At 67.5% G+C, this 22,392-nt stretch carries 15 protein-coding genes and 2 pseudogenes; 9 read left to right on the forward strand and 8 right to left on the reverse strand.

Annotation, left to right across the window (positions count from 1 at the left end):
* Nucleotides 1-48: 48 nt before the first annotated feature.
* A pseudogene (locus tag G6N25_RS14545) lies at nucleotides 49-1,340 on the reverse strand (IS110 family RNA-guided transposase).
* A 305-nt stretch (nucleotides 1,341-1,645) separates the two neighbouring features.
* Entirely contained in the window at nucleotides 1,646-2,494 is an 849-nt protein-coding gene (locus tag G6N25_RS14550; RefSeq protein ID WP_083073661.1) for an LLM class F420-dependent oxidoreductase, read from the reverse strand.
* A 261-nt stretch (nucleotides 2,495-2,755) separates the two neighbouring features.
* Between G6N25_RS14550 and G6N25_RS14555 the strand changes: the two genes are divergently transcribed.
* From G6N25_RS14555 to G6N25_RS14585, 7 genes are all read left to right on the forward strand, one after another.
* The gene (locus G6N25_RS14555; RefSeq protein WP_083073660.1) at nucleotides 2,756-3,649 is read left to right on the forward strand and encodes a DUF5336 domain-containing protein; all 894 of its coding nucleotides are present in this window, start codon (nucleotides 2,756-2,758) and stop codon (nucleotides 3,647-3,649) included.
* 39 nt (nucleotides 3,650-3,688) lie between these two features.
* Complete coding sequence (locus tag G6N25_RS14560; protein ID WP_083073659.1) at nucleotides 3,689-5,053, forward strand: cell division protein PerM; 1,365 nt, start codon at nucleotides 3,689-3,691, stop codon at nucleotides 5,051-5,053.
* 167 nt (nucleotides 5,054-5,220) lie between these two features.
* The gene (gene purN, locus G6N25_RS14565; RefSeq protein ID WP_083073658.1) at nucleotides 5,221-5,868 is read left to right on the forward strand and encodes a phosphoribosylglycinamide formyltransferase; all 648 of its coding nucleotides are present in this window, start codon (nucleotides 5,221-5,223) and stop codon (nucleotides 5,866-5,868) included.
* Nucleotides 5,865-7,436, forward strand: coding sequence for a bifunctional phosphoribosylaminoimidazolecarboxamide formyltransferase/IMP cyclohydrolase (gene purH / locus G6N25_RS14570; protein ID WP_083073657.1), 1,572 nt, complete (start codon nucleotides 5,865-5,867; stop codon nucleotides 7,434-7,436). Before purN ends, purH begins: the two co-directional genes overlap by 4 nt.
* Nucleotides 7,437-7,536: 100 nt before the next feature.
* The gene (locus tag G6N25_RS23530; RefSeq protein ID WP_169924616.1) at nucleotides 7,537-8,091 is read left to right on the forward strand and encodes an LGFP repeat-containing protein; all 555 of its coding nucleotides are present in this window, start codon (nucleotides 7,537-7,539) and stop codon (nucleotides 8,089-8,091) included.
* Between the two features lie 92 nt (nucleotides 8,092-8,183).
* The gene (locus G6N25_RS14580; RefSeq protein ID WP_083073656.1) at nucleotides 8,184-9,569 is read left to right on the forward strand and encodes a sigma 54-interacting transcriptional regulator; all 1,386 of its coding nucleotides are present in this window, start codon (nucleotides 8,184-8,186) and stop codon (nucleotides 9,567-9,569) included.
* Nucleotides 9,562-11,532 (forward strand): vWA domain-containing protein, encoded by a 1,971-nt coding sequence (locus G6N25_RS14585; protein ID WP_083073655.1) that lies wholly within the window; start codon nucleotides 9,562-9,564, stop codon nucleotides 11,530-11,532. Before G6N25_RS14580 ends, G6N25_RS14585 begins: the two co-directional genes overlap by 8 nt.
* Nucleotides 11,533-11,855: 323 nt before the next feature.
* Here the strand turns inward: G6N25_RS14585 and G6N25_RS14590 are convergent, their stop codons facing one another.
* On the reverse strand, nucleotides 11,856-13,001 hold the full coding sequence (locus tag G6N25_RS14590; RefSeq protein WP_232065807.1) for an LLM class flavin-dependent oxidoreductase: 1,146 nt from the start codon (nucleotides 12,999-13,001) through the stop codon (nucleotides 11,856-11,858).
* Nucleotides 13,002-13,420: 419 nt separating this feature from the next.
* Between G6N25_RS14590 and G6N25_RS14595 the strand changes: the two are divergent.
* A pseudogene (locus G6N25_RS14595) lies at nucleotides 13,421-14,740 on the forward strand (cytochrome P450); the annotation flags it as partial.
* A 17-nt stretch (nucleotides 14,741-14,757) separates the two neighbouring features.
* Nucleotides 14,758-15,897 (forward strand): sulfotransferase family protein, encoded by a 1,140-nt coding sequence (locus G6N25_RS14600; protein WP_083073653.1) that lies wholly within the window; start codon nucleotides 14,758-14,760, stop codon nucleotides 15,895-15,897.
* Here G6N25_RS14600 and G6N25_RS14605 read toward each other — a convergent pair.
* The 5 genes from G6N25_RS14605 to G6N25_RS14625 all read right to left on the reverse strand — a co-directional run bounded on the left by G6N25_RS14605 (nucleotide 15,870) and on the right by G6N25_RS14625 (nucleotide 22,345).
* Nucleotides 15,870-16,508, reverse strand: a complete 639-nt coding sequence (locus G6N25_RS14605; protein ID WP_083073652.1) for a DUF1707 SHOCT-like domain-containing protein — start codon at nucleotides 16,506-16,508, stop codon at nucleotides 15,870-15,872. The genes G6N25_RS14600 and G6N25_RS14605 overlap by 28 nt on opposite strands.
* A 263-nt stretch (nucleotides 16,509-16,771) precedes the next feature.
* On the reverse strand, nucleotides 16,772-17,584 hold the full coding sequence (locus G6N25_RS14610; protein WP_083073651.1) for an enoyl-CoA hydratase family protein: 813 nt from the start codon (nucleotides 17,582-17,584) through the stop codon (nucleotides 16,772-16,774).
* Between the two features lie 10 nt (nucleotides 17,585-17,594).
* A complete protein-coding gene (locus tag G6N25_RS14615; protein ID WP_083073650.1) occupies nucleotides 17,595-18,761 on the reverse strand; it encodes an acyl-CoA dehydrogenase family protein in 1,167 nt (388 codons plus the stop codon).
* Entirely contained in the window at nucleotides 18,758-20,749 is a 1,992-nt protein-coding gene (locus G6N25_RS14620; RefSeq protein ID WP_083073649.1) for an acetyl/propionyl/methylcrotonyl-CoA carboxylase subunit alpha, read from the reverse strand. Before G6N25_RS14620 ends, G6N25_RS14615 begins: the two co-directional genes overlap by 4 nt.
* A 6-nt stretch (nucleotides 20,750-20,755) precedes the next feature.
* Nucleotides 20,756-22,345, reverse strand: a complete 1,590-nt coding sequence (locus G6N25_RS14625; RefSeq protein ID WP_142272591.1) for an acyl-CoA carboxylase subunit beta — start codon at nucleotides 22,343-22,345, stop codon at nucleotides 20,756-20,758.
* Nucleotides 22,346-22,392 lie beyond the last annotated feature (47 nt).

The raw sequence follows: 22,392 nt of genomic DNA on the forward strand, positions 1-22,392 counted from the left end.
ACTCGAAAATGTGGTGACCCGAAGCGGGTGAGTCGCTGGCCCCTGGTGTTAGGCGACTTCGGTGAGTGGTTCGAGGATGACGTTGTATCCCAGGGCTTCGAGCTGCTTGATGGCGTTGGCCTTGGTCTTGCTGGGGTGGTGGCGGGTGTAGTAGCCGGGGCCGGGGTCGCGGTAGAAAGCGCCGTTGATCAGCATGTTGTAGGCGTCGGTGAGCATCTTGTGTTCCAGGGCGACCAGGGCGATCATGCCCGCTGGTGAGCTGTGCTGGGCTTTGGTTCTGTTCCTGCGTTTTGGCTGGGGTGGGCGGCTGCCGGCGATGCGTCGGTAGCGGGCGTTGTAGTAGGTGTCTTTGCTGCGGGCCGCCGAGAGGGCCGCGACCCCGAGGGCGGCTTTGAGGTAGCGGTTGCCCGCTCGGGTGGCCGCTGATTTGACCCGGCCCGCTGATTCGTTGCAACCGGGCACCACCCCAGCCCACGACGCCAGGTGCGCCGCAGTGGGAAACACGCTCATGTCCGCGCCGGTCTCGGCGATGAACACATCGGCCACGATCGTCGAAAAGCCCGGGATGCTCATGAGTAACTCCCGGATGGCTTGAAAGGGTTGGATCGCCTCCTCGATGCGTTCATCTAGGCGGGCGACGTCGGCGTCGTGGGCGTCGATGCGATCCAGATACAACCGCGTCATGAACGCGTGATGGTCGTTAAACCGCCCGCGCAGCTCCTCGGTGAGCGCGGGGATCTTCTCCCGCAGCCGTTGTTTGGCCAGATCAGCCAGCACCGCCGGATCGCGCTGCCCGGCGATCAGCGCCTCGAGCATCGCCCGCCCGGAGACCCCGACGATGTCAGAGGCCACCGCCGACAGTTTGATCCCGGCGTCTTCGAGCAGTTTCTCTAGCCGCTGAATCTCCTTGGTACGCGCCCGGGTGATCATGGTGCGCGCCCGCGTCAGATCGCGTAACTCCCGAATCGGCTGCGGCGGCACGAACGAGGCGCGTACCAGCCCGTGTGCGCCCAGGTCAGCCAGCCACATCGCATCCGAGACATCGGTCTTGCGGCCAGGCACATTACGCACCGCCTTAGCGTTGGCCAAGATCACCGGCAGCGCATCTTCAAGCAGGTAGTAAAACGGCTTCCAATAATCCGACGTCGATTCGATCACCACACAGCTGACCTGCTCAGCCAGCAGATGCTCGCGCAACGCCAGGATCTGGCTGGTGGTCGAACCCACGTGCTCACCGTCGTCGTGGTGGCGCGCCGACCCTGACCCTGAACCCGGACACAGACCTTGGCGTCCTTCTTGGAAACATCAAGGCCTGCACACCGCCGATGGACCACCTCCATGATCAATCACCTCATCATCTAGAACCTGTTGTTAATCAGCGTGTTCCGGGAAGAGTGAAAACAAACAGGAGTCTCACTCGCGTGCTCACAGGCAACAAACCACGGCCCCCGCACAACCACGGGGTACCCTTCGTCCCAAGCTGCTCGGCGTGCTCACGACAACACAGACGCAACGGGATCCACCGAAACACCCCTCCAGCGTCAACCCCGCCAGCACGCCAAGCAACCACCTAGCCACGCCGAACGACACCACCAAATTTTCATCCCCCACGGCGGGGCCTCAGCCCCCCAGATAGCTGCTCGCGCTACACCATGGCGGCGAGCTTGCCGGCCAGGCGCTCGACGTAGGCGGCGACCTCGTCCTCGGTGCGGTCCGGCAGGCCGAACAGCACCTCGGTCACGCCGAGCTGGGCCCAGTGCGCCAGCTTTTCGGGCACCGGCTTGAAGTCCAGGGCCACGATCTGCGGAGCGCCGTCGCGGCCCGCGGCCGCCCAGGTGTCCTGCAGCAACTTCACCGGCTCGTCGATGTCGAAGTCGCGCGGGGTGGTGATCCAGCCGTCGGCGCTGCGCGCGATCCACTTGAAGTTCTTCTCGTTGCCCGCGGCGCCCACCAGCACCGGGATGTGTGACTGCGTCGGCTTGGGCCAGGCCCAGCTGGGCCCGAACTTGACGAACTCGCCGTCGTAGGCCGCCTCCTCCTGCGTCCACAACGCCCGCATCGCCTCGATGTACTCGCGCAACATCGTGCGCCGCCGCCCGGGTGGCACGCCGTGGTCGGCGAGTTCGTCGGTGTTCCACCCGAATCCAACGCCGAGGCTGACGCGGCCGCCGGACAGGTGGTCAAGGGTGGCGATGCTTTTCGCCAACGTGATCGGGTCGTGCTCGACGGGCAGCGCCACCGCGGTCGAGAGCCGCACCCGCGACGTCACGGCGCACGCCGCGCCCAGGCTCACCCATGGGTCCAGCGTGCGCATGTAGCGGTCGTCCGGCAGCGACGCGTCACCGGTCGTCGGGTGCGCCGCCTCACGCTTGACCGGGATGTGCGTGTGTTCTGGCACGTAAAACGTCTGGAAGCCGTGATCGTCGGCAAGCTTGGCGGCTGCCGCCGGGGAAACGCCACGATCGCTGGTGAAAAGCACAAGCCCGTAATCCATGCCCTGAATTAGAACGTGTTCTACCTGTGCGGGGCAAGCTGCTGTGCCGCCGGGGATCTCGACGCGGATCCGCGACGGGGGTCGTCGCTGGTCGCGCCGGCGGCCTGTCGCCCCGGCGGGGCCACCCGAACGTGCGCTAGCGTGGTTGGTCGATCGCGTCGCAACGCAAGAACTGGAAGGCGTTTTCGGAAGCGGCGCGCCTGGAAGCACAGCGTCGCACTGCGCTGTGGCGCGACGGCACTGGAAGCAACAGGAGGAGTCATGACCTACTCGCCCGGTAGTCCCGGATATCAACCCGCGCAGCCCGGCGGCTCCTATGCAGGCGCCACACCGTCGTTCGCCAAGACCGACGACGGCGAAAGCAAGCTTCCGCTGGTGTTGAGCGTCGCGGTGGTGGTGCTCGGCCTGGCGGTGTATCTCCTCAATTTCGGGCCGACCTTCACGATCGCCGCCGACCTCGGTCCGGGCGGTGGACGCGCCGGCGATGCCGGCACCGCGGTCATCATTGCGGTGCTGGCCGCGCTGCTCGCCGCGCTGGGCTTGCTGCCCAAGGCGAAAAGCCATGTGGGAATCGTCGCGGTGATCGCGGTGCTGGGCGCGCTGCTGGCCATCACCGAGACGGTCAACACGCCCGCCGGTTTCGCGATCGGCTGGGCGATGTGGCCCTTGGTGGGTTGCAGCATCTTCCAGGCGCTCGCCGCCATCGGCGCGCTGCTGCTGGACGCCGGCGTCATCACCGCGCCCGCACCGCGGCCCAAGTACGACCCCTACGCGCAGTATGGCCAGTACGGGCAATACGGGCAGTACGGACAGCAGCCGTATTACGGTCAGCCGGGCGCCCAGCAGCACGCGGGACACCATGCGCCGCAGCCTTCCGGGTACGGGTCGCAGTACGGCGGTTACCCGTCGAATCAGGCGCCCACTCAGACCGCGCCGACCGGTGGATTCGGCGCCCAGCCGTCGCCGCAGTCGGGGCCCCAGCCGGCCCAGCCCCAGGGACCGTCCACGCCGCCCACCGGCTTCCCCAGCTTCGGTCCGCCGCCGAGCGGCACGGAGTCTCAGGCGGGTTCGGCTCCCGCCGACTACTCAAGCCAGAGCGGGGGCCAGGACCAGCAGCAGTCGCCGTCTGGGCCGTCTGGGCCGGCGCCGGTCTAACCGCGCGCCATCGCGCGTAATCGGGCACGTGCGCCGAGAGTGAAAAGGGTGTCGGAAAGCGCGGACAACCGGGCGGCGGGCGCTCGCCAGGCGCGCGACCTTGTCCGGGTGGCGTTCGGGCCGGCCATTGTGGCGTTGGGCGTCATCGCCGCGATCACGTTGCTTCAGTTGCTGATCGCCAACAGCGACATGACCGGCGCGCTGGGGGCCATCGCCAGCTTGTGGCTCGCGGTGCACCAGGTGCCGGTCTCGATCGGTGGCCGCGAGCTGGGCGTGATGCCGCTGTTGCCGGTCCTGTTGATGGTGTGGGGCACCGCGCGCAGCAGCGCCCGCGCCACCTCCCCGCGCTCGTCGTGGCTGGTGGTCCGCTGGGTGATCGCGTCGGCGCTGGGCGGACCCCTGCTGATCACCGCGATTGCCCTGGCGGTCATCCATGACGCGTCGTCGGTGATCACCGAGCTGCAGACGCCCAACGCCCTGCGCGCGTTCGTGAGCGTGCTGGTGGTGCACGCCATCGGCGCGGCGATCGGCGTGTGGTCGCGGGTGGGACGACGGGCGTTGGCGGTGTCGTCGCTGCCCAATTGGCTCGGCGATTCCCTGCGCGCCTCGGTGGCCGGCGTGTTGGCGCTGGTCGGGCTGTCCGGCCTCGTGACCGCGGGGTCGCTGGTCGTGCACTGGGCGACGATGCAGGAGCTCTACGGGATCACCGATTCGATCTTCGGGCAATTCAGCCTCACCGTGCTGTCCGTGTTGTACGCGCCCAACGTCATCGTCGGCACGTCGGCGATGGCCGTCGGGTCCAGCGCCCATCTCGGCTTCGCGACGTTCAGTTCGTTCACCGTCTTCGGCGGCGATATCCCCGCGCTGCCGATCCTGGCCGCCGCCCCCACGCCGCCGCTGGGGCCGGTGTGGGTCGCGCTGCTCATCATCGGCGCGTCGTCCGGCGTGGCGGTGGGGCAGCAGTGCGCCCGGCATCCGCTGCCGCTGCTTCCGGCGATGGCCAAACTGCTGGTCGCCTCGGTCACGGGCGCGTTGGTGATGTCATTGCTCGCGTACGGCGGGAGCGGCCGGCTGGGCAATTTCGGCCATGTCGGCGTCGACCAGGGGGCCTTGCTGATCGGCGTCTTCTTCTGGTTCGCGGTCGTCGGCTGGACCACGGTGGCGCTGGCCGGCGGGATCAGCCCCAGGCGATTCAGAAGGCCCAAACGGCCCTCACCCGCGCCTACCCCAGCGGGGGATGAACCCGCGGACTTCGCGGCGCTTTTCGACGAGCCGGGCGACTCGCCCGACGAGCCCGACGAGCCCACGGGTGACTCCGCCGCGGAGGGGGAGGTGGCGGCCTCGGCGGAGGTGGCGGACGACGACGAGTCGCCGCCCGAGGAACCCGAGTCGCGGTCCGAGTGAGCCGCTGGAGCTGGTGACGACGTTGATTCTGCGCTGACCAGGGTCTCTACTCGCACTTTTGCCTGGTGGACGCAGAATCAACGCGGCGGTGCGCTCGACTGGATCTGATTGTCGGGCTTCTCAGCGTGCCGTTCCGGCGCGGCGGTGCGCCCGACTAGGCTCGCGATGTGTCAGAACCGCTCCACGTGCCCCCGAGCGCGCCGGCGCGGGTGGTGGTGCTGGCCTCCGGCACCGGCTCGCTGCTGGCGTCGCTGCTCGACGCCGCGGTCGATAACTACCCGGCCCGGGTGGTGGCCGTCGGTGCCGACCGCGACTGCCTGGCCACCGAGATCGCCGAGTCCGCGTCGGTGCCGACCTTCACCGTCCGGCTCGCCGATCATCCCGACCGCGACGCCTGGGACGCGGCCATCACCGAGGCCACCGCCGCCCACTCGCCGGATCTGGTGGTGTCCGCCGGGTTCATGAAAATCCTTGGGCCACAGTTTCTTTCACGGTTCTACGGCAGGATCATCAATACCCATCCGGCCCTGCTGCCCGCCTTTGCCGGCGCGCACGGCGTGGCCGACGCGCTGGCCTACGGCGTGAAGGTCACGGGCTGTACGGTGCACCTGGTAGACGCCGGCACGGACACCGGGCCGATCCTGGCGCAGCAATCCGTTCCGGTGCTCGACGGCGACAACGAAGAGACCCTGCATGAACGCATCAAAGTCACCGAACGACAGCTGCTGGTCGACGTGGTCGCCGCGATCGCGACCGGCGGCGTGACGTTGACGGGACGCAAAGCGACGATCGGACGAAAGGCGACCATACGATGAGCACCGACGAGTCAAGAAGGACCATTCGCCGCGCGCTGATCAGCGTGTACGACAAGACCGGGCTGATAGACCTCGCCCAGGGGCTGACCGCGGGGGGTGTGGAGATCGTCTCGACCGGATCAACAGCGAAAACCATTGCCGACAAAGGGATTCCCGTGACTCGCGTGGAGGAGCTGACCGGCTTCCCCGAGGTGCTCGACGGCCGGGTCAAGACGCTGCACCCGCGGGTGCACGCCGGCCTGCTCGCCGATCTCCGCAAACCCGAGCACGCCGCGGCGCTCGAACAGCTCGGCATCGCGGCGTTCGAACTGGTCGTCGTCAACCTGTATCCGTTCAGCGAGACCGTCGACTCCGGCGCCGGCGTCGACGAGTGCGTCGAGCAGATCGACATCGGCGGGCCGTCGATGGTCCGGGCGGCCGCGAAAAACCACCCCAGCGTGGCGGTGGTCACCGACCCCCGTGGGTATGACGGCGTGCTCGCCGCGGTGCGCAGCGGCGGATTTACCCTCGCCGAGCGCAAAAGGCTGGCGTCGCTGGCCTTTCAGCACACCGCGGAGTACGACATCGCCGTCGCCGGCTGGATGGAGTCGACGCTGGCGCCCGAGCATCCGCCCACGGCGTTCCCGCAGTGGCTGGCCGGCAGCTGGCGGCGCACGGCGATGCTGCGCTACGGCGAGAACCCGCACCAGCAGGCCGCGCTCTACGGCGACCCCGGCGCCTGGCCGGGCCTGGCGCAGGCCGAGCAGCTGCACGGAAAAGAGATGTCCTACAACAACTTCACCGACGCGGACGCGGCCTGGCGCGCCGCCTTCGACCACGAACAGACCTGCGTGGCAATCATCAAGCACGCCAACCCTTGTGGGATCGCGATCTCGTCGGTGTCGGTCGCCGACGCCCACCGCAAGGCGCACGAATGCGACCCGCTGAGCGCCTTCGGCGGAGTGATCGCGGCGAACACCGAAGTCAGCCTGGAGATGGCGGAGTACGTGAGCACCATCTTCACCGAGGTGATCGTCGCACCGGCCTACGCGCCGGGCGCCGTCGACGCGTTGACGCGCAAGAAGAACATCCGGGTGCTGCTGGCCTCCGAGCCGCTGGCCGGCGGTACCGAGCTGCGGCCGGTCAGCGGGGGGCTTTTGGTGCAGCAGCGCGACCAGCTCGACGCGCACGGTGACAACCCGGCGAATTGGACGCTGGCGACCGGATCACCGGCGGACCCGGCGACGTTGAGCGACTTGGCTTTTGCGTGGCGGGCCTGCCGCGCGGTCAAGTCGAATGCGATCGTGATCGCCGCCGACGGCGCCACCATCGGCGTCGGCATGGGTCAGGTCAATCGGGTCGACGCCGCCCGGCTGGCCGTCGAACACGGCGGGGACCGGGTGCGCGGCGCGGTCGCGGCCTCCGATGCGTTCTTCCCGTTTCCCGACGGACTCGAGACGCTGGCCGCCGCCGGGGTCAAGGCGATAGTGCATCCGGGCGGGTCGGTCCGCGACGACGAGGTGACCGCGGCGGCGGCCAACGCCGGCGTCACCGTGTACCTGACCGGGGCCCGTCACTTCGCTCATTAGGCGGGCCCGGGCCGACCCTTGCTACGCGGTCGCACAGGCCAATAGCATCCGAATTTGGGCTCGCGACTACGGGTCCTAGCCGAATTCGAGAGGAAATGAGATGCGTGCAATGACAACACGAGCAGCGGCATTCTCGGCGGCAATCGTAGGGTTTGCGCTGATCGGCGCCGGGTGTGGCCACGCGAACAAATCCAACGAGACAACGGGTTCCTCCGCGACGTCGTCGGTGACGACCTCCGCAGGCGCCGGTTCCTCCGCGACCACGAGCGCGAGTGCGGCCGCGCCGTCGACCCAGATCACGGGGGCCAACGGCACGGCGTACACGGTTCAGGGGCCGATTCTCGACAAGTACAACTCCCTTGACGAGAAGGCGCGGAAAGATCTGGGCGCCCCGACGGGCAATCAGCAAACGAACCCGGATGGTGGCATTTATCAACAGTTCGACGGCGGCGTGATCGTTTATAAGACACAGGCCTACGTCGTGTGGGGCAAGATCCGGGATAAGTGGAACCAGCTCGGCGGTTCGCAGGGCAAGTTGGGTTATCCGACGAGCGACGAGGTGGATACTCCCGACGGCCTGAAGAAGTCGACGTTCGAGCACGGCACGATCACGTGGAAAGCGGGCGACGCCGAGGCCACCGCCACGTTCAGCTGACGTCTTCGGACGCGACACGCCGAACGCGCGTCGCGAAAATCACTGTCATCGCCGGTGCGCAGACGCCAATCCGCCACGCGACGTAGCGTGGAGTGGTGCCATCACCAAGTCATCTGCCCCGCACCGTCGGTGAGTTGCGCGCCGCCGGTCACCGTGAACGGGGTATCAAACAGGAAATCCGCGAAAACCTGCTGACCGCGCTGGCGGCCGGAGACGAGATCTGGCCGGGCATTCTGGGCTTCGACGACACCGTGTTGCCCCAGCTGGAGCGGGCGCTGATCGCGGGTCACGACGTCGTGCTCCTCGGCGAACGCGGCCAGGGCAAGACGCGGCTGCTGCGCGCGCTGGCGGGGTTGCTCGACGAGTGGACACCCGTGATCGCCGGGGCCGAACTTGGCGAGCATCCGTATCGGCCGATCACGCCGGAGTCGATCCGGCGGGCCTACGAGCTCGGCGACGACCTGCCCGTCGAGTGGAAACACCGCAGCGAGCGCTACACCGAGAAGCTGGCCACCCCGGACACCAGCGTCGCCGACCTGATCGGTGACATCGACCCCATCAAGGTCGCCGAGGGCCGCAGCCTCGGGGACCCGGAGACCATCGCGTACGGGCTGATCCCGCGCGCGCACCGCGGCATCGTCGCGGTCAACGAGCTGCCCGACCTCGCCGAGCGCATCCAGGTGTCGATGCTCAACGTCATGGAGGAGCGCGACATCCAGGTCCGCGGCTACACGCTGCGGCTGCCGCTGGACGTGTTGGTGGTCGCCAGCGCCAACCCCGAGGACTACACCAACCGCGGCCGCATCATCACCCCGCTCAAGGACCGGTTCGGCGCCGAGATCCGCACCCACTACCCGCTGGAGCTGGAGGCCGAGGTGGGCGTGATCATTCAGGAAGCGCACCTGAGCGCGCAGGTGCCCGACTACCTCATGCAGGTGATCGCGCGGTTCGCCCGGTACCTGCGGGAGTCCAACTCGGTCGACCAGCGGTCCGGGGTGTCGGCGCGGTTCGCGATCGCCGCGGCCGAGACCGTCGCGGCCGCCGCCCGGCACCGCGGCGCCGTGCTGGGGGAGACCGACCCGGTGGCCCGGGTGGTCGACCTGGGCACGGTGATCGACGTGCTGCGCGGCAAGCTGGAATTCGAGTCCGGCGAGGAGGGCCGCGAACAGGCCGTGCTGGAACACCTGTTGCGTCGCGCGACCGCCGACACCGCGGCCCGGGTGCTGGGCGGCCTCGACGTCGGTTCTTTGGTGGCCGCGGTCGAGGGCGGTGCGGCGGTGACGACGGGGGAGCGGGTGTCGGCGAAGGACGTGCTGGCCGCGGTCCCGGGGCTGCCCGTCGTGGACGCCATTGCGAGAAAGCTGGGCGCGGAATCCGAGGGCGAGCGCGCCGCGGCGCTGGAGCTGGCGCTGGAGGCGTTGTATCTCGCCAAGCGCATCGACAAGGTGTCCGGGGAGGGCCAAACCGTCTATGGCTAAAGGCCATTCGTCGCGATACTCGGCGTACACCGGCGGGCCCGACCCGCTGGCGCCGCCGGTGGATCTGCGCGAGGCTCTCGAACAGATCGGTCAGGACGTGATGGCCGGCACCTCGCCGCGGCGTGCGTTATCCGAGCTGTTGCGCCGCGGCACCAAGAACATGCCCGGGGCCGACCGGCTGGCGGCCGAGGCCAACCGGCGTCGACGGGATCTGTTGCGCCGCAATAACTTAGACGGCACCCTGCAGGAGGTCAAGAAGCTGCTCGACGAGGCCGTGCTGGCCGAGCGCAAGGAGCTGGCCCGCGCGCTGGACGACGACGCCCGCTTCGGCGAACTGCGGCTGGACGCGCTGCCGGCGTCGCCGGCCAAGGCCGTGCAGGAGCTGTCCGACTACGACTGGCGCAGCAACGAGGCGCGCCAAAAGTACGAGCAGATCAGGGATTTACTCGGCCGCGAGATGCTGGACCAACGCTTCGCGGGCATGAAGCAGGCGCTTCAGGGCGCCACCGACGAGGACCGCCAGCGCGTCAGCGAGATGCTGGACGACCTCAACGAGCTGCTGGACAAGCACGCCCGCGGCGAGGACACCCAGCAGGACTTTCAAGACTTCATGGACAAGCACGGCGAGTTCTTCCCGGAGAACCCGCGCAATGTCGAGGAGCTGCTGGATTCGCTGGCCAAGCGCGCCGCGGCCGCGCAACGCTTCCGCAACAGCCTGAGCCCGGAGCAGCGCACCGAGCTGGATGCCTTGGCGCAGCAGGCATTTGGCTCCCCGGCGTTGATGCAGGCGTTGAATCGGCTCGACGCGCATCTGCAGGCCGCGCGGCCGGGCGAGGACTGGACCGGCTCGCAGGAGTTCTCCGGCGACAATCCGTTCGGCATGGGCGAGGGCACCCAGGCGCTGTCCGACATCGCCGAGCTGGAGCAGCTGGCCGAGCAGCTCTCGCAGAGCTATCCGGGTGCCACCATGGACGACGTCGACCTCGACGCGCTGGCACGCCAGCTCGGCGATCAGGCCGCCATCGACGCCCGAACGCTCGCCGAGTTGGAACGCGCGCTGGTCAATCAGGGCTTCCTGGATCGCGGTTCCGACGGTCAGTGGCGGCTCTCGCCGAAGGCCATGCGCAGGCTGGGGGAGACGGCGTTACGCGATGTGGCGCAACAGCTTTCCGGCCGTCGCGGCGAGCGTGACCATCGGCGCGCGGGCGCCGCCGGTGAGCTGACCGGCGCGACCCGGCCGTGGCAGTTCGGGGACACCGAGCCGTGGAACATCTCCCGCACGTTGACCAACGCGGTGCTGCGGCAGGCGGGGACGTCGACTATCGACGGCCCGATTCGCATAACCGTCGACGACGTCGAGGTGTCGGAGACCGAGACCCGTACGCAGGCCGCGGTGGCGCTGTTGGTCGACACCTCGTTTTCGATGGTGATGGAGAATCGCTGGCTGCCGATGAAGCAGACGGCGCTCGCGCTCAACCACCTGGTGTGCACGCGCTTTCGCTCGGATGCCTTGCAGATCATCGCCTTTGGCCGCTACGCCCGGACGGTGACGGCCGCCGAGCTCACCGGCCTGGAGGGCGTCTACGAGCAGGGCACCAACCTGCATCACGCGCTGGCACTGGCGGGTCGCCACCTGCGCCGGCACCCCAACGCGCAGCCCGTCGTGCTGGTGGTGACCGACGGTGAGCCGACCGCTCACCTGGAGGACTTCGACGGCGACGGCTCGGCGGTGTTCTTTGATTACCCGCCGCATCCGCGGACCATCGCCCACACCGTGCGCGGATTCGACGACATGGCCCGGCTCGGTGCGCAGGTGACGATCTTCCGGCTCGGCAGCGACCCCGGCCTGGCGCGGTTCATCGACCAGGTCGCCCGCCGCGTCGAGGGGCGGGTCGTGGTGCCCGATCTCGACGGCCTGGGCGCGGCGGTGGTGGGGGACTACCTGGGGTCTCGGCGGCGCTAGCTTTGTCGGGTGTTCGCTGGGGTGTCGAGGCTGTGGTGGTCACAGGTGTCACTCGCGTCCCGGCTTCGGAGGCACATACTTCTTTGCCCACCTACCAGCGACAAGCGCGGTGGGCTGTCGCACGGGATTGGCGCGCGACGTCGGCCCACCGCTCAACGGCCGGGCATCGAGACTGCGGTGGGAGCGGCTCCCGAGGCGAAAAGCTAGCCGTGGACGCAGGCTCGATGCCGCCAGCGCAGACTCGGCGCCAGCAGCATCTGGTCACCACCCCCGACGGACGTACGGGCGGACCACCAGCGCGCACGGGTGGCGGTGGGCCGAAGTCACAGTCTCTTGAGCCCGCGCAGGATCTTGAAGAAGGGTGCGCTAGATGCGAGGCCTTTCCGCAGCGTCGGCTGCAGGTGGCTGAGATTGTTGACAACGAGATAGCGCACCCCGTGGTCGCGCCACTGCGCAGCCTGATCGATGACCTCGTCGGGCGTCCCGGCCAGCAGCGCATCTTTGAGCAGCGATACCGGGACGTCTTTGACGTAGGACAGCACCGTCTGCTCGTCTAACGTTTGCGGGATCAGATCCTGGGCGCCGGCGAAGTCATGCCCAAGCGGGTGTTGCACGCCGTGGTCGGCCCACATCTGGCCCGGAATGATGAGCGCGAAGGCTTTCGCGGCATCGGAGTTCAGCGTCTGCTCGACCTCGTCGCGGCTTCGCCCGGTGACGACGAAGATCGAGAGCGCCGGCGTGATCGAACCGGGGTCCCGCCCGGCGTTGGACGCCGCCGTGTGCACAGTTACAAGGCCGGATGCGTAGGCTTCGGGCCCCGAAACCAGCCCGGGGAACCAGGCGTCGGCGTAGCGCCCGGTGGCTCGCAGCATCCGCGGGCCCTTGGCGGCGATCCATATCTCGGGCCATTTGCCGCGGTAGGGCGGCAGGTCAAACACCGCGTTACGCAAAGGGAAGTACGCCGACTCACGCGAGATGGGTTCGCCGCGCGAGTTCCACAGCGCGCGGATTGTGGCGATCGCCTCTTCGAAGCGCGCCACGGGTTTGGTCCAGTCCACCCCGTAGGGCTCATTGCCCTCCCGCTCCCCGACGCCGATGCCGAGGATGGCGCGGCCGCGGGTGATGAGATGCAACGTGGCCGCGGCCTGCGCGGTGACCGCCGGATGACGCCGGTTGGCGTCCGTGACGCCGATGCCAAGCCGCAGGCGTGCAAAGCGGTTGCGGGAGGCGAGATATCCGAGCATCGTCCACGGTTCGAATTGGGCGTCGATCTTCGGGACGAGTTTGGCGACACCAAGGTAGTCCGGCGTAGCGATCGAGCGCGGGAACAGCGAATTGAGGTGGTCGGCCACCCAGTAGGAGTCGACGCCGCTCGCCGTGGCCATCAGCACGTTGGCGTGAGGGAGCGCGGTCGGGGAATATCGAGAGTTGAGGAGCTGAGTGCTGAGGCCGACTCGGACCTGGTTCACACACCTCGCCTTTCGCAGGAATTGAAGCATTGTGGCGGTCCCAGCCCGGCCCCGGCCGGTCTCTAGCTTGCCACCGCTATTTGATGCTGGCCAGCGCCGGTCGGCGGACATCGAGGACCTCCGTCAGCGCCACGGCGTCACCTCGCTTCGAACCGGGTTGACATCTGTCGAATAGGTGATTGTGGCCCGAAATCGCGTGCAGTTCGACACGCGCCGGTAGTCTTGCACTGTTCCGAAACCTCATCTGCCTGAGACCTGGGGGCAATGACAGCGACGCTATCCGATCCCGAAGCAGCACAGGGTCGGGTGCCGAGGGCGGATACCCGTTCGAGCGCGGCACCTTGTACCCTGCGCCGGTTACGCAAGGTGCGACCGTGTTGACTGAGAAGCTTGCAAGCCATCGCGAGCCAGTTCGCGTTGGCTTTCCTGTGACCGCGACGATGAGGCGCGACGCGCGGCTTGCGCGGGCGTGCGCGCCCATGCTGGCAAAAGTGCTCGCGCTCACCGCCGCCAGGAAAGCGCGGTCGAAGCTGGTCGACAACCATGACCCAAAGCATGTGCAGATCACCGACTTTGACCCCTTGAAACCAGCGATAGCCCGCGACCCCTACCCGTATTACCGGGAGCTTTTGGCGGGCGAGCGGGTGCACTACAACCCCAAGCGCGACGTCTACATCTTGAGCAGATACTCCGACGTCCGCGAGGCCGCGCGCAACCACGACGCGCTGTCCAGCGCCGGTGGAGTCACCCTGTCACGGGGGGCGCCCCCTTTTCTTCCCACCTCTGACCCGCCCGTCCACACTCGGATGCGCAAGCAACTGGCACCGGGTATGGCGCGCGGCGCGTTGGAGTCCTGGCGTCCGATGATCGACGAACTTGCCCGTGAACTGGTTTGCGGGCTGCTGGGCCAGGCGACCGCGGACGTCGTCTCCGCCGTGGCCGCACCGATGCCGATGCGCACCATCACCAATGTTCTCGGCGTAGCGGGACCCGACGAGGCCGCGTTCTGCCGCTTGTCCAACCAGGCGATTCGCATCACCGATGTCAAGCTGTCGGTGCCGGGGCTGGTTTCGCTGGTGCAAGGCTTCACCGGATTTCGGCGATTGCGCAAGCTCTTCACCCACCGACGCGACAACGGGCTGCTGGGGGAGTCCACCATTCTCGGGCAGCTTGCCGCGCACGCCGAGCAGAGCCGGATCAGCGATGACGAATTGTCCTTGTTCGCGGTGTTGCTGCTGGTCGCCGGCTACGAGACCACCGCGAATATGATCAGTACCTTATTCCTCACGCTGGCCGACTATCCCGATCAGCTCAAGCTCCTTGCAGAGCGACCAGACCTGATCCCGTCGGCGATCGAGGAGCAACTTCGCTTTATGTCGCCGGTCCAAAACATCTGCCGCACAGCGCGCGTCGACTATCCCGTCGGTGAGGCCGTCATCCCGGCGGGCTCTCTGGTGCTGCTGGCGTGGGGTGCGGCCAATCGCGACCCGCGCCAATTCGACGACCCGGATGTCTTTCGCGCCGACCGCAACCCGTCCGGGCATCTCGCGTTCGGCTCCGGCATCCACTCGTGTCCCGGGACGCAGCTGGCGCGGATGGAAGGCCAGGCGGTCCTGCGCGAGATCGTCGCCAACATCGACCGGATCGACGTCGTCGAGCCGCCGGCGTGGACGACGAACGCCAACCTTCGCGGCCTGACCCGGCTACGGGTCGCCGTTACGCCCCGCGCGACCGCATAGAGCGTGTCCGACGCGCAATGAGGGCCCCCCGCTTGACGTTTCGACCTTCCCGGTGGCATGAGTGGGCGGCGCCGGTGTGGATCGGTTGCAATTTCTCGGCATGGGCGCGCCTGCTGATCCGCAACCGTTTCGCCGTGCACCCCAGCCGCTGGCACTTCGCCGTCCTTTTCACACTCGTCAGCGTCGTCAACTCCTTCCTGGGGTTGTGGCAGAAGATCGTGTTCGACGGGCGAGTGGCCAAAACGGCGATCGCCGATCCGCCGATCTTCATCGTTGGGCACTGGCGCACCGGCACCACCCTGCTGCACGAACTCTTGGTCCTCGACGATCGCCATACCGGCCCCACGGGTTTTGAATGCGTTGCGCCACAGCATTTTCTGCTGACCGAACGGATTGCACCGCTGCTGGGATTTCTGGTGTCGAAGCACCGCGTCATGGACAACATGGATTTGAGCTTGCGTCACCCGCAAGAGGACGAGTTCATATGGTGCATGCAGGGCCAGCCGTCGCCGTACCTGACCCTCGCGTTTCCGAACCGGCCGAATCAGCATGAGCGGTATTTGGATTTGGAGCGGTTGACACCGCGAGAACTGGAGGCATGGAAACGCATCCTCTTCCGGTTCGTTCAGCAGGTGTACTTCCGCCATCGCAAGACAGTGATCCTCAAAAACCCGAATCACAGTTTCCGAATCAAGGTGCTGCTGGACGTATTTCCGCAAGCGAAGTTCATCCACATCGTCCGAGATCCTTACGTCGTTTACCCATCGAGCATCCATCTTCTTAAGAGGTTGTCCCGCGTGCACAGCTTGCAACGACCGACGTTCGAGGGATTGGACGAGAGGGTTCTGTCCACCTATGTCGATCTGTATCGAAAGGTGGACGAAGGGCGAGAACTCGTTGATCCGTCACGCTTCTACGAATTGCGCTATGAAGACCTGATCAGCGATCCCGAGGGACAATTGCGCCAACTGTACGAGCATCTGGGTCTTGACGGCTTCGAGCAATACCGACCGCGCCTGCGGCAGTACCTTACCGACCACGTCGACTACGAAACGAACACCTACAACCTGACGGCCGAACAGCGCGCGGTCGTCGCGCAGCGTTGGGGAGAAGTCATTGACCGCTACCGCTATGGTCGAGCATCCGCGGCGGGTTGATCGGTCGGCTGCCCGCGGGGCCTGCGGGCTTTGCGCTTGACGCCCACACCGCCCCACAGCGAGAAGCCGCGGATGTTCACCTTCGGTGCGCCGGGCGTGCCCTGGCCGCGGACGTTGTGGTCGAAGCCCCCCATCACACCGTGGCCGTGGATCTCGACGTTGACTTCGGGCGGCAACAATATGTTCTGCATGCCCATGATCGAGTAGGCATGGATCTCGACCTCGGTCGAGGTGAAGTCGGCGTAGCGCAGGTCCACCACCCCGCTGCCAAAGAAGCTGAACGTCGTCAGTTTCTTCGGCACGTTCCATCGTCCGCGCCGCTCGAATCCGCTCAGCAGGCCCAGCAGCAGCGTGGACGGTGCCGGATTGGGTTTGCCGCCGCGCCGCAGATTTATCGGCGCACCCGGCAGGTCGGCCCTGAGCTGATCCAGCTCCTCGTATGTGGTCGCCGCGTAAGCCCTGGTCAGGCGATCCTCGTAGTCTTTCAGCTGCAGGCGGCCCTGCTCGGCCGCGTACGCCAGCAACTGCGCAAGCTGGATGCGATCCGTGTCGGGCGCGCGCGACGATTCGTCACGCGTGTCCTTCGCGTCGCGCTGCGCCGAGTTGCTCATCATCCACGAGCGTACGACGTACGCGTTTTGCTGCAAGTGGGTTGGCTAAACTGCAACCATCCTCCTACGCTGCGCTTAAGTTCTACATGCGAACAATGCTGGCCGAAAGACCCGACCCAACCGTTCGTGAATACAGGGGTGGTGGAGGTCTTGGTGATCGACTCGCGGGGCTCACCGATCTCGACCAACCGATCCAGCTCGCCGCCCCGCTCTCGGATGTCCACACCCAGCCGATTAAGCGCGGGCTCAATGTCGGAGTTGCGTCAGTCCGTACTGGCCGTTCGGCCGGGCACCCAACTGGGCGGGCGCTTCTGCAAGAACGCCAGCATGCCTTCGCGGGCTTCGTCGGAGACGAACAGCCGGGCCGACTCCTCGGTGAGCCGTTCGGCGTCGCGGTCGAACGCTTCGAGCACCGCGGCGGTCGTCAGCGCCTTCGACGCCGCAAGGCCCTGGGGCGAACCGCGGCTCACGTCGGCGACCAACTTCGCCACCGTGGCCTCCACGTCGTCGACCGCCATTGTGACCAAGCCGATTTCGGCGGCCCGCGCCGCATTGAATGTCTCACCGGTCAGGTAGTAGCGCGACGCCGCGCGCGCCGACATCTTCGGCAGCAGCGTCAGCGAGATGATGGCCGGGGCGACGCCGATCCGCGCCTCGGTTAGCGCAAAGGTACTGCGCGGGCCGGCGACCGCGATGTCGCAGGCACCGACTAGGCCGAACCCGCCGGCCCGGACGTGCCCGTCGACGGCGGCGATCACCGACAGCGGCGACTCGACGATGGTGCGCAATAGCGCCGTGAGTTCCCGGGCCCGAGCCGCGGCCATGTCAAAAGGGTCGCCCCCGCCGGCCGCTGAGCTCTCAGAGAGATCCGCTCCAGCGCAGAAGGTGCCGCCGGTGTGGCCCAGAACCACCACGCGCGCCGCCGGATCCGAGGCAGCGTCGCGCAGCCCCTGATGCAACTGGCTCACCAGGGCGGCGGACAGCGCGTTGCGGTTGTGCGGAGAGTCCAGCGTCAGCCGCGCGAATGGGCCTCCGGCATCGGCCGGGCCGGCGTAGTCGACGAGACGATTTTCCATCGGTACGGCTTCAGTAGCTTCGGGGTAGGCCCAGCGATGTCTGCGCGACGAAGTTCAGCACCATCTCGCGACTGATCGGGGCGATCCGCCCGAGCCGCGCCGACGCTAGCATGGCGGCCACCCCGTACTCCTTGGTCAACCCGTTGCCGCCCAAAGACTGCACGGCCTGGTCGACCGACCGGGTGGCCGCCTCGGCCGCGGCGTACTTGGCCATGTTGGCGGCCTCGGCCGCGCCCGCGTCGTCGCCGTTGTCGTAGAGCGTCGCGGCCTTCTGCATCATCAGCTTGGCCAGTTCGACCTCGATGTGGCACTGCGCCAACGGATGTGACAGCCCCTGATGGGCGCCGATGGGCGTGGACCAGACCTGGCGGGTCTTGACGTAGTCGACGGCCCTGTCCAGTGCGAATCGCCCCATGCCCACCGAGCTGGCCGCGCCCATGATGCGCTCGGGATTCAAACCGGCGAAAAGCTGTGCGATGGCGGCGTCCTCGGCCCCGACCAGCGCGTCGCTGGGCAGCCGGACATCGTCGAGGAACACCTGGAACTGGCGCTCGGGGCTGATCAGCTCCATCTCGATTGGCGTGTAGGTGAAGCCGGGCGTGTCGGTGGGCACCACGAACAACGCCGGGCGCAGCTTGCCCGTCTTGTCCTCCTCCGTGCGACCCACCACTAGCACCGCCTGCGCCTGGTCGACGCCGGAGATAAACACCTTCTGGCCCTTGAGGATCCAGTCGCGGCCGTCGCACCGGGCGGTGGTGGTGATCTTGTGCGAGTTGGATCCGGCGTCCGGCTCGGTGATCGCGAACGCCATCGTCAGCGAGCCTTCGGCGATGGCCGGAATCCAGCGCTTCTTCTGTTCTTCGGTGCCGAACTTGCTGATGATGGTGCCGTTGATGGCGGGGGACACCACCATCAGCAGCAGTGCGCTGCCCGCGGCCGCCATCTCTTCCATCACCAGCGACAGCTCGTACATTCCGGCGCCGCCCCCGCCGTACTCCTCGGGCAGATTCACCCCGAGGAAGCCGAGTTTTCCTGCCTCGGCCCATAATTCGGTGGTGTGTTCGTGTGCGCGGGCCTTTTCGAGGTAGTACTCGGCGCCGTAGTTGGACGCCCATTCGGCCACCGCCTTGCGCAGGGCGCGGCGCTCCTCGTTTTCGATGAAGCTGGTGTCGGTCACCGTGAATCTCCTTCTGCTTGGGGCGCTTCCACTCTTGCCAGGACGGCGCCCACTTCGACTTGCTGACCGGTCTTCACGTCGAGTTCGGCGAGCACGCCGTCGACCGGCGCGGCGATGGTGTGCTCCATCTTCATCGCCTCCAGCCAGACCAATGGCTGGCCGGCGGTGACGGTGTCGCCGACCGCGGCGCCCAGCCGGATGACGTTGCCGGGCATGGGCGCCACCAGGGAGCCCTTTTCGACGGTCGAACCGGGCTCGGGGAAGCGCGGCAGCGCGATCAGGTGAACGGGGCCGCGCGCCGAATCGACGTAGACGTCCTGGTCGTAGCGCTGCACCGAGAAGCTGTGATCCACCCCGTCGGCGCTCAGCACGACCTCGTTCACCGTGGCCGAGACCAGGCCCACCGATTGGTCAGCGGGGAGCGCCAAACCGCTTCTGCCGAAACGGTATTCGACCCGGTGTTCGTCGCCAGCGTCGTCACGGTAGGTCTTGACCTGGTAGCCGGACGGCAGGTTTCGCCAGCCACTGGGTGCCGAGCCGAGCACCTTCGCCGTGGCGCGGTTATGCGCGGCGTCGGCGAGCGCGTCGGCGATGGCCGACAACCGGACCGTGGTGGCGTCGGCCAGCGGTGCGGACAGCTGCGCCAGGCCGTGCGTGTCGAAAAACGCGGTGTCCGTGGCGCCGTCGAGGAACGCCGGGTGCCGCAGGACGTTCACCAGCAGCTCGCGGTTGGTGCGCACGCCGTGCAGGCGGGCGCGGGCCAGCGCGTCGGCGAGCACGAGCGCCGATTGATGGCGCGTCGGGGCATAGGAGATGACCTTGGCCAGCATCGGGTCGTAGTGGATCGACACCGTCGAGCCGGTGACAATGCCGGAGTCCAGTCGTATTCCGGTTTGGTGTCCCAGCGAGCCGAACTGCGCCCGAGCCGCTGGCACCTCGAACGCGTGCACGACGCCGGCCTGTGGTTGCCAGTCATGCGCGGGATCCTCGGCGTAGAGCCGGGCCTCAATCGAATAGCCGTGGGTGGCGGGAGGTTCCGTATTGAGTCGGCCGCCCTCGGCGATGGCGAGCTGCAGTTCGACGAGGTCGAGCCCGGTGGTTTCCTCGGTGACCGGGTGCTCGACCTGCAGTCGGGTGTTCATCTCCAGGAAGTAGAACTCGCCGTTATCGTCGGCGAGGAACTCCACCGTGCCGGCGCCGGTGTAGCCGATCGCGCCGGCGGCGAGCCGGGCCGCGTCGAACAGCTTGGCCCGCATGCCCGGGATGCGCTCGACGAGCGGCGAGGGGGCCTCCTCGATGATCTTTTGGTGGCGGCGCTGAATGGAGCATTCCCGTTCCCCGACGGCCCAGACCGTGCCGTGGGTGTCGGCGAGGACCTGGACCTCGACGTGGTGTCCGGCCGGCAGGTAGCGCTCGCAGAACACCGTCGGGTCACCGAACGCCAACTGCGCCTCGCGGCGCGCCGCCGCGACTTCGTCTGGCAGCTCTGATAATTCGCGTGCCACCCGCATCCCGCGCCCGCCGCCGCCGGCGGAAGCCTTGACCAGCATGGGCAGCTGCGCCGCGGTGACCGTGTCGGGGTCGAGTTCGTCGAGCACCGGCACCCCGGCGGCGGCCATGAGCTTCTTGGACTCGATCTTGGAGCCCATCGCGCACACCGCATCCACCGGCGGCCCGACCCACGTCAGGCCCGAGCCTTGCACGGCGGCGGCGAATTCGGCGTTCTCCGAAAGGAATCCGTAGCCGGGGTGCACGGCGTCGGCGCCGGCGGCGCGGGCGGCCGCGATGATCGCCTCGGCGTTGAGATAGTCGTTGGTCTTGGCCAGCCGCACGCGCGCGTCGGCGTCGGCGACGTGCGGCGCGGCGGCGTCCGGGTCGGTGTAGACGGCGACGGTGCCCAGGCCGAGGCGCCGGCAGGTAGCGAACACCCGGCGGGCGATCTCGCCCCGGTTGGCGACCAGCACTCGAGTGATCGGCTTAGGTGTCATAAGGCATCACATCCGGAAGACGCCGAAGTTCGACGTCCCCTTGATCGGGCCATTGGCGATGGCGGACAAGCACATTCCCAGCACGGTTCGGGTGTCGCGCGGGTCGATCACCCCGTCGTCGTAGAGCATCCCGGACAGGACCAACGGCAGCGATTCGGCCTCGATCTGACCCTCTATCGCGGCTCGCATGGAAGCGTCGGCGGCCTCGTCATATTGTTGCCCGCGGGCCTGGGCGGCCGCGCGGGCAACGATCGACAGCACGCCCGACAGCTGTGCGCCGCCCATCACCGCGGCCTTGGCGCTCGGCCAGGCGAACAGGAATCGGGGGTCATAGGCGCGCCCGCACATGCCGTAGTGGCCCGCTCCGTACGATGCGCCGATCAACAGCGAGATGTGCGGAACGGTCGAGTTCGACACGGCGTTGATCATCATCGAGCCGTGCTTGATCATCCCGCCCTCTTCGTAGTCCTTGCCCACCATGTAGCCGGTGGTGTTGTGCAGGAACAACAGTGGCGTGTCGGAGCGGTTGGCCAGCTGAATGAATTGCGTGGCCTTCTGCGACTCCTCGCTGAACAGCACGCCGCGCGCGTTGGCCAGGATGCCCAGCGGGTAGCCGTGCAGCCGGGCCCAGCCGGTCACCAGCGACGAGCCGTACAAGGCCTTGAATTCGTCGAATTCGGAGCCGTCGACGATGCGGGCGATCACCTCACGGGGGTCGAACGGGATGCGCAGGTCGGCGGGCACGATGCCGATCAGTTCCTCGGCGTCGAACAGCGGCTCGGTCACGGCTGCCGCGGCGGGCCCTTGTTTGACCCAGTTGAGCCGGGCGACGATGCGGCGTCCGATCCGGATCGCGTCGAGTTCGTCAACGGCGAAGTAGTCGGTCAAACCCGAGATGCGGGCGTGCATCTCGGCGCCGCCCAGGGATTCGTCGTCGGATTCCTCTCCGGTGGCCATCTTGACCAGCGGGGGACCGGCCAGGAACACCTTCGAGCGTTCCTTGATCATCACGACGTGGTCCGACATTCCGGGGACGTAGGCCCCGCCCGCGGTGGAGTTGCCGAACACCAGCGCGATGGTGGGGATGCCGGCCGCCGACAGGCGGGTCAGGTCGCGGAACATCCGCCCGCCCGGGATGAAGACCTCCTTCTGGGTGGGTAGGTCGGCCCCGCCGGATTCCACCAGGGAAATGACCGGAAGCCGGTTTTCGAAAGCGATCTGGTTGGCCCGCAGTATCTTTCGAAGTGTCCAGGGGTTGCTGGTGCCGCCCTTGACGGTGGGGTCGTTGGCCACGATCATGCACTCCACGCCCGATACCGCGCCGATGCCGGTGACGAGGCTGGCGCCGACCTGGAAGGCGCTGCCATAGGCCGCGAGCGGGCTCAGCTCCAGGAACGGGGAATCCGGGTCGACGAGCAGCTCGATACGTTCCCGGGCGGTCAGCTTGCCGCGGGCGTGATGGCGCTCGACGTACTTGGGGCCGCCCCCCGCAAGCGCCTTGGCGAGTTCGGCGTCGATCTCGTCGAGCCTCGAGGTCGCCGTCGACGCCGCGTCGGAGTAGGCGGGGGAAGTCGGGTCGAGTGTCGTCCGAAGGATGGTCATAGCCACCACCGACGATGCAGTGGGGGTACCGCCCGCTTGCG

Origin of the sequence: Mycobacterium heidelbergense, from assembly GCF_010730745.1 — a bacterium.
GTDB lineage: Bacteria > Actinomycetota > Actinomycetes > Mycobacteriales > Mycobacteriaceae > Mycobacterium > Mycobacterium heidelbergense.

Bases quoted from the DNA above. Each gene is read 5' to 3' on its own strand.
- G6N25_RS14605 (WP_083073652.1), bottom strand. From the start codon at position 16,508: ATGAGCAACTCGGCGCAGCGCGACGCGAAGGACACGCGTGACGAATCG.
- G6N25_RS14610 (WP_083073651.1), bottom strand. From the start codon at position 17,584: ATGGAAAATCGTCTCGTCGACTACGCCGGCCCGGCCGATGCCGGAGGC.
- G6N25_RS14600 (WP_083073653.1), top strand. From the start codon at position 14,758: ATGAGGGCCCCCCGCTTGACGTTTCGACCTTCCCGGTGGCATGAGTGG.
- purH (WP_083073657.1), top strand. From the start codon at position 5,865: ATGAGCACCGACGAGTCAAGAAGGACCATTCGCCGCGCGCTGATCAGC.
- G6N25_RS14585 (WP_083073655.1), top strand. From the start codon at position 9,562: ATGGCTAAAGGCCATTCGTCGCGATACTCGGCGTACACCGGCGGGCCC.
- G6N25_RS14555 (WP_083073660.1), top strand. From the start codon at position 2,756: ATGACCTACTCGCCCGGTAGTCCCGGATATCAACCCGCGCAGCCCGGC.
- G6N25_RS23530 (WP_169924616.1), top strand. From the start codon at position 7,537: ATGCGTGCAATGACAACACGAGCAGCGGCATTCTCGGCGGCAATCGTA.
- G6N25_RS14620 (WP_083073649.1), bottom strand. From the start codon at position 20,749: ATGACACCTAAGCCGATCACTCGAGTGCTGGTCGCCAACCGGGGCGAG.
- G6N25_RS14550 (WP_083073661.1), bottom strand. From the start codon at position 2,494: ATGGATTACGGGCTTGTGCTTTTCACCAGCGATCGTGGCGTTTCCCCG.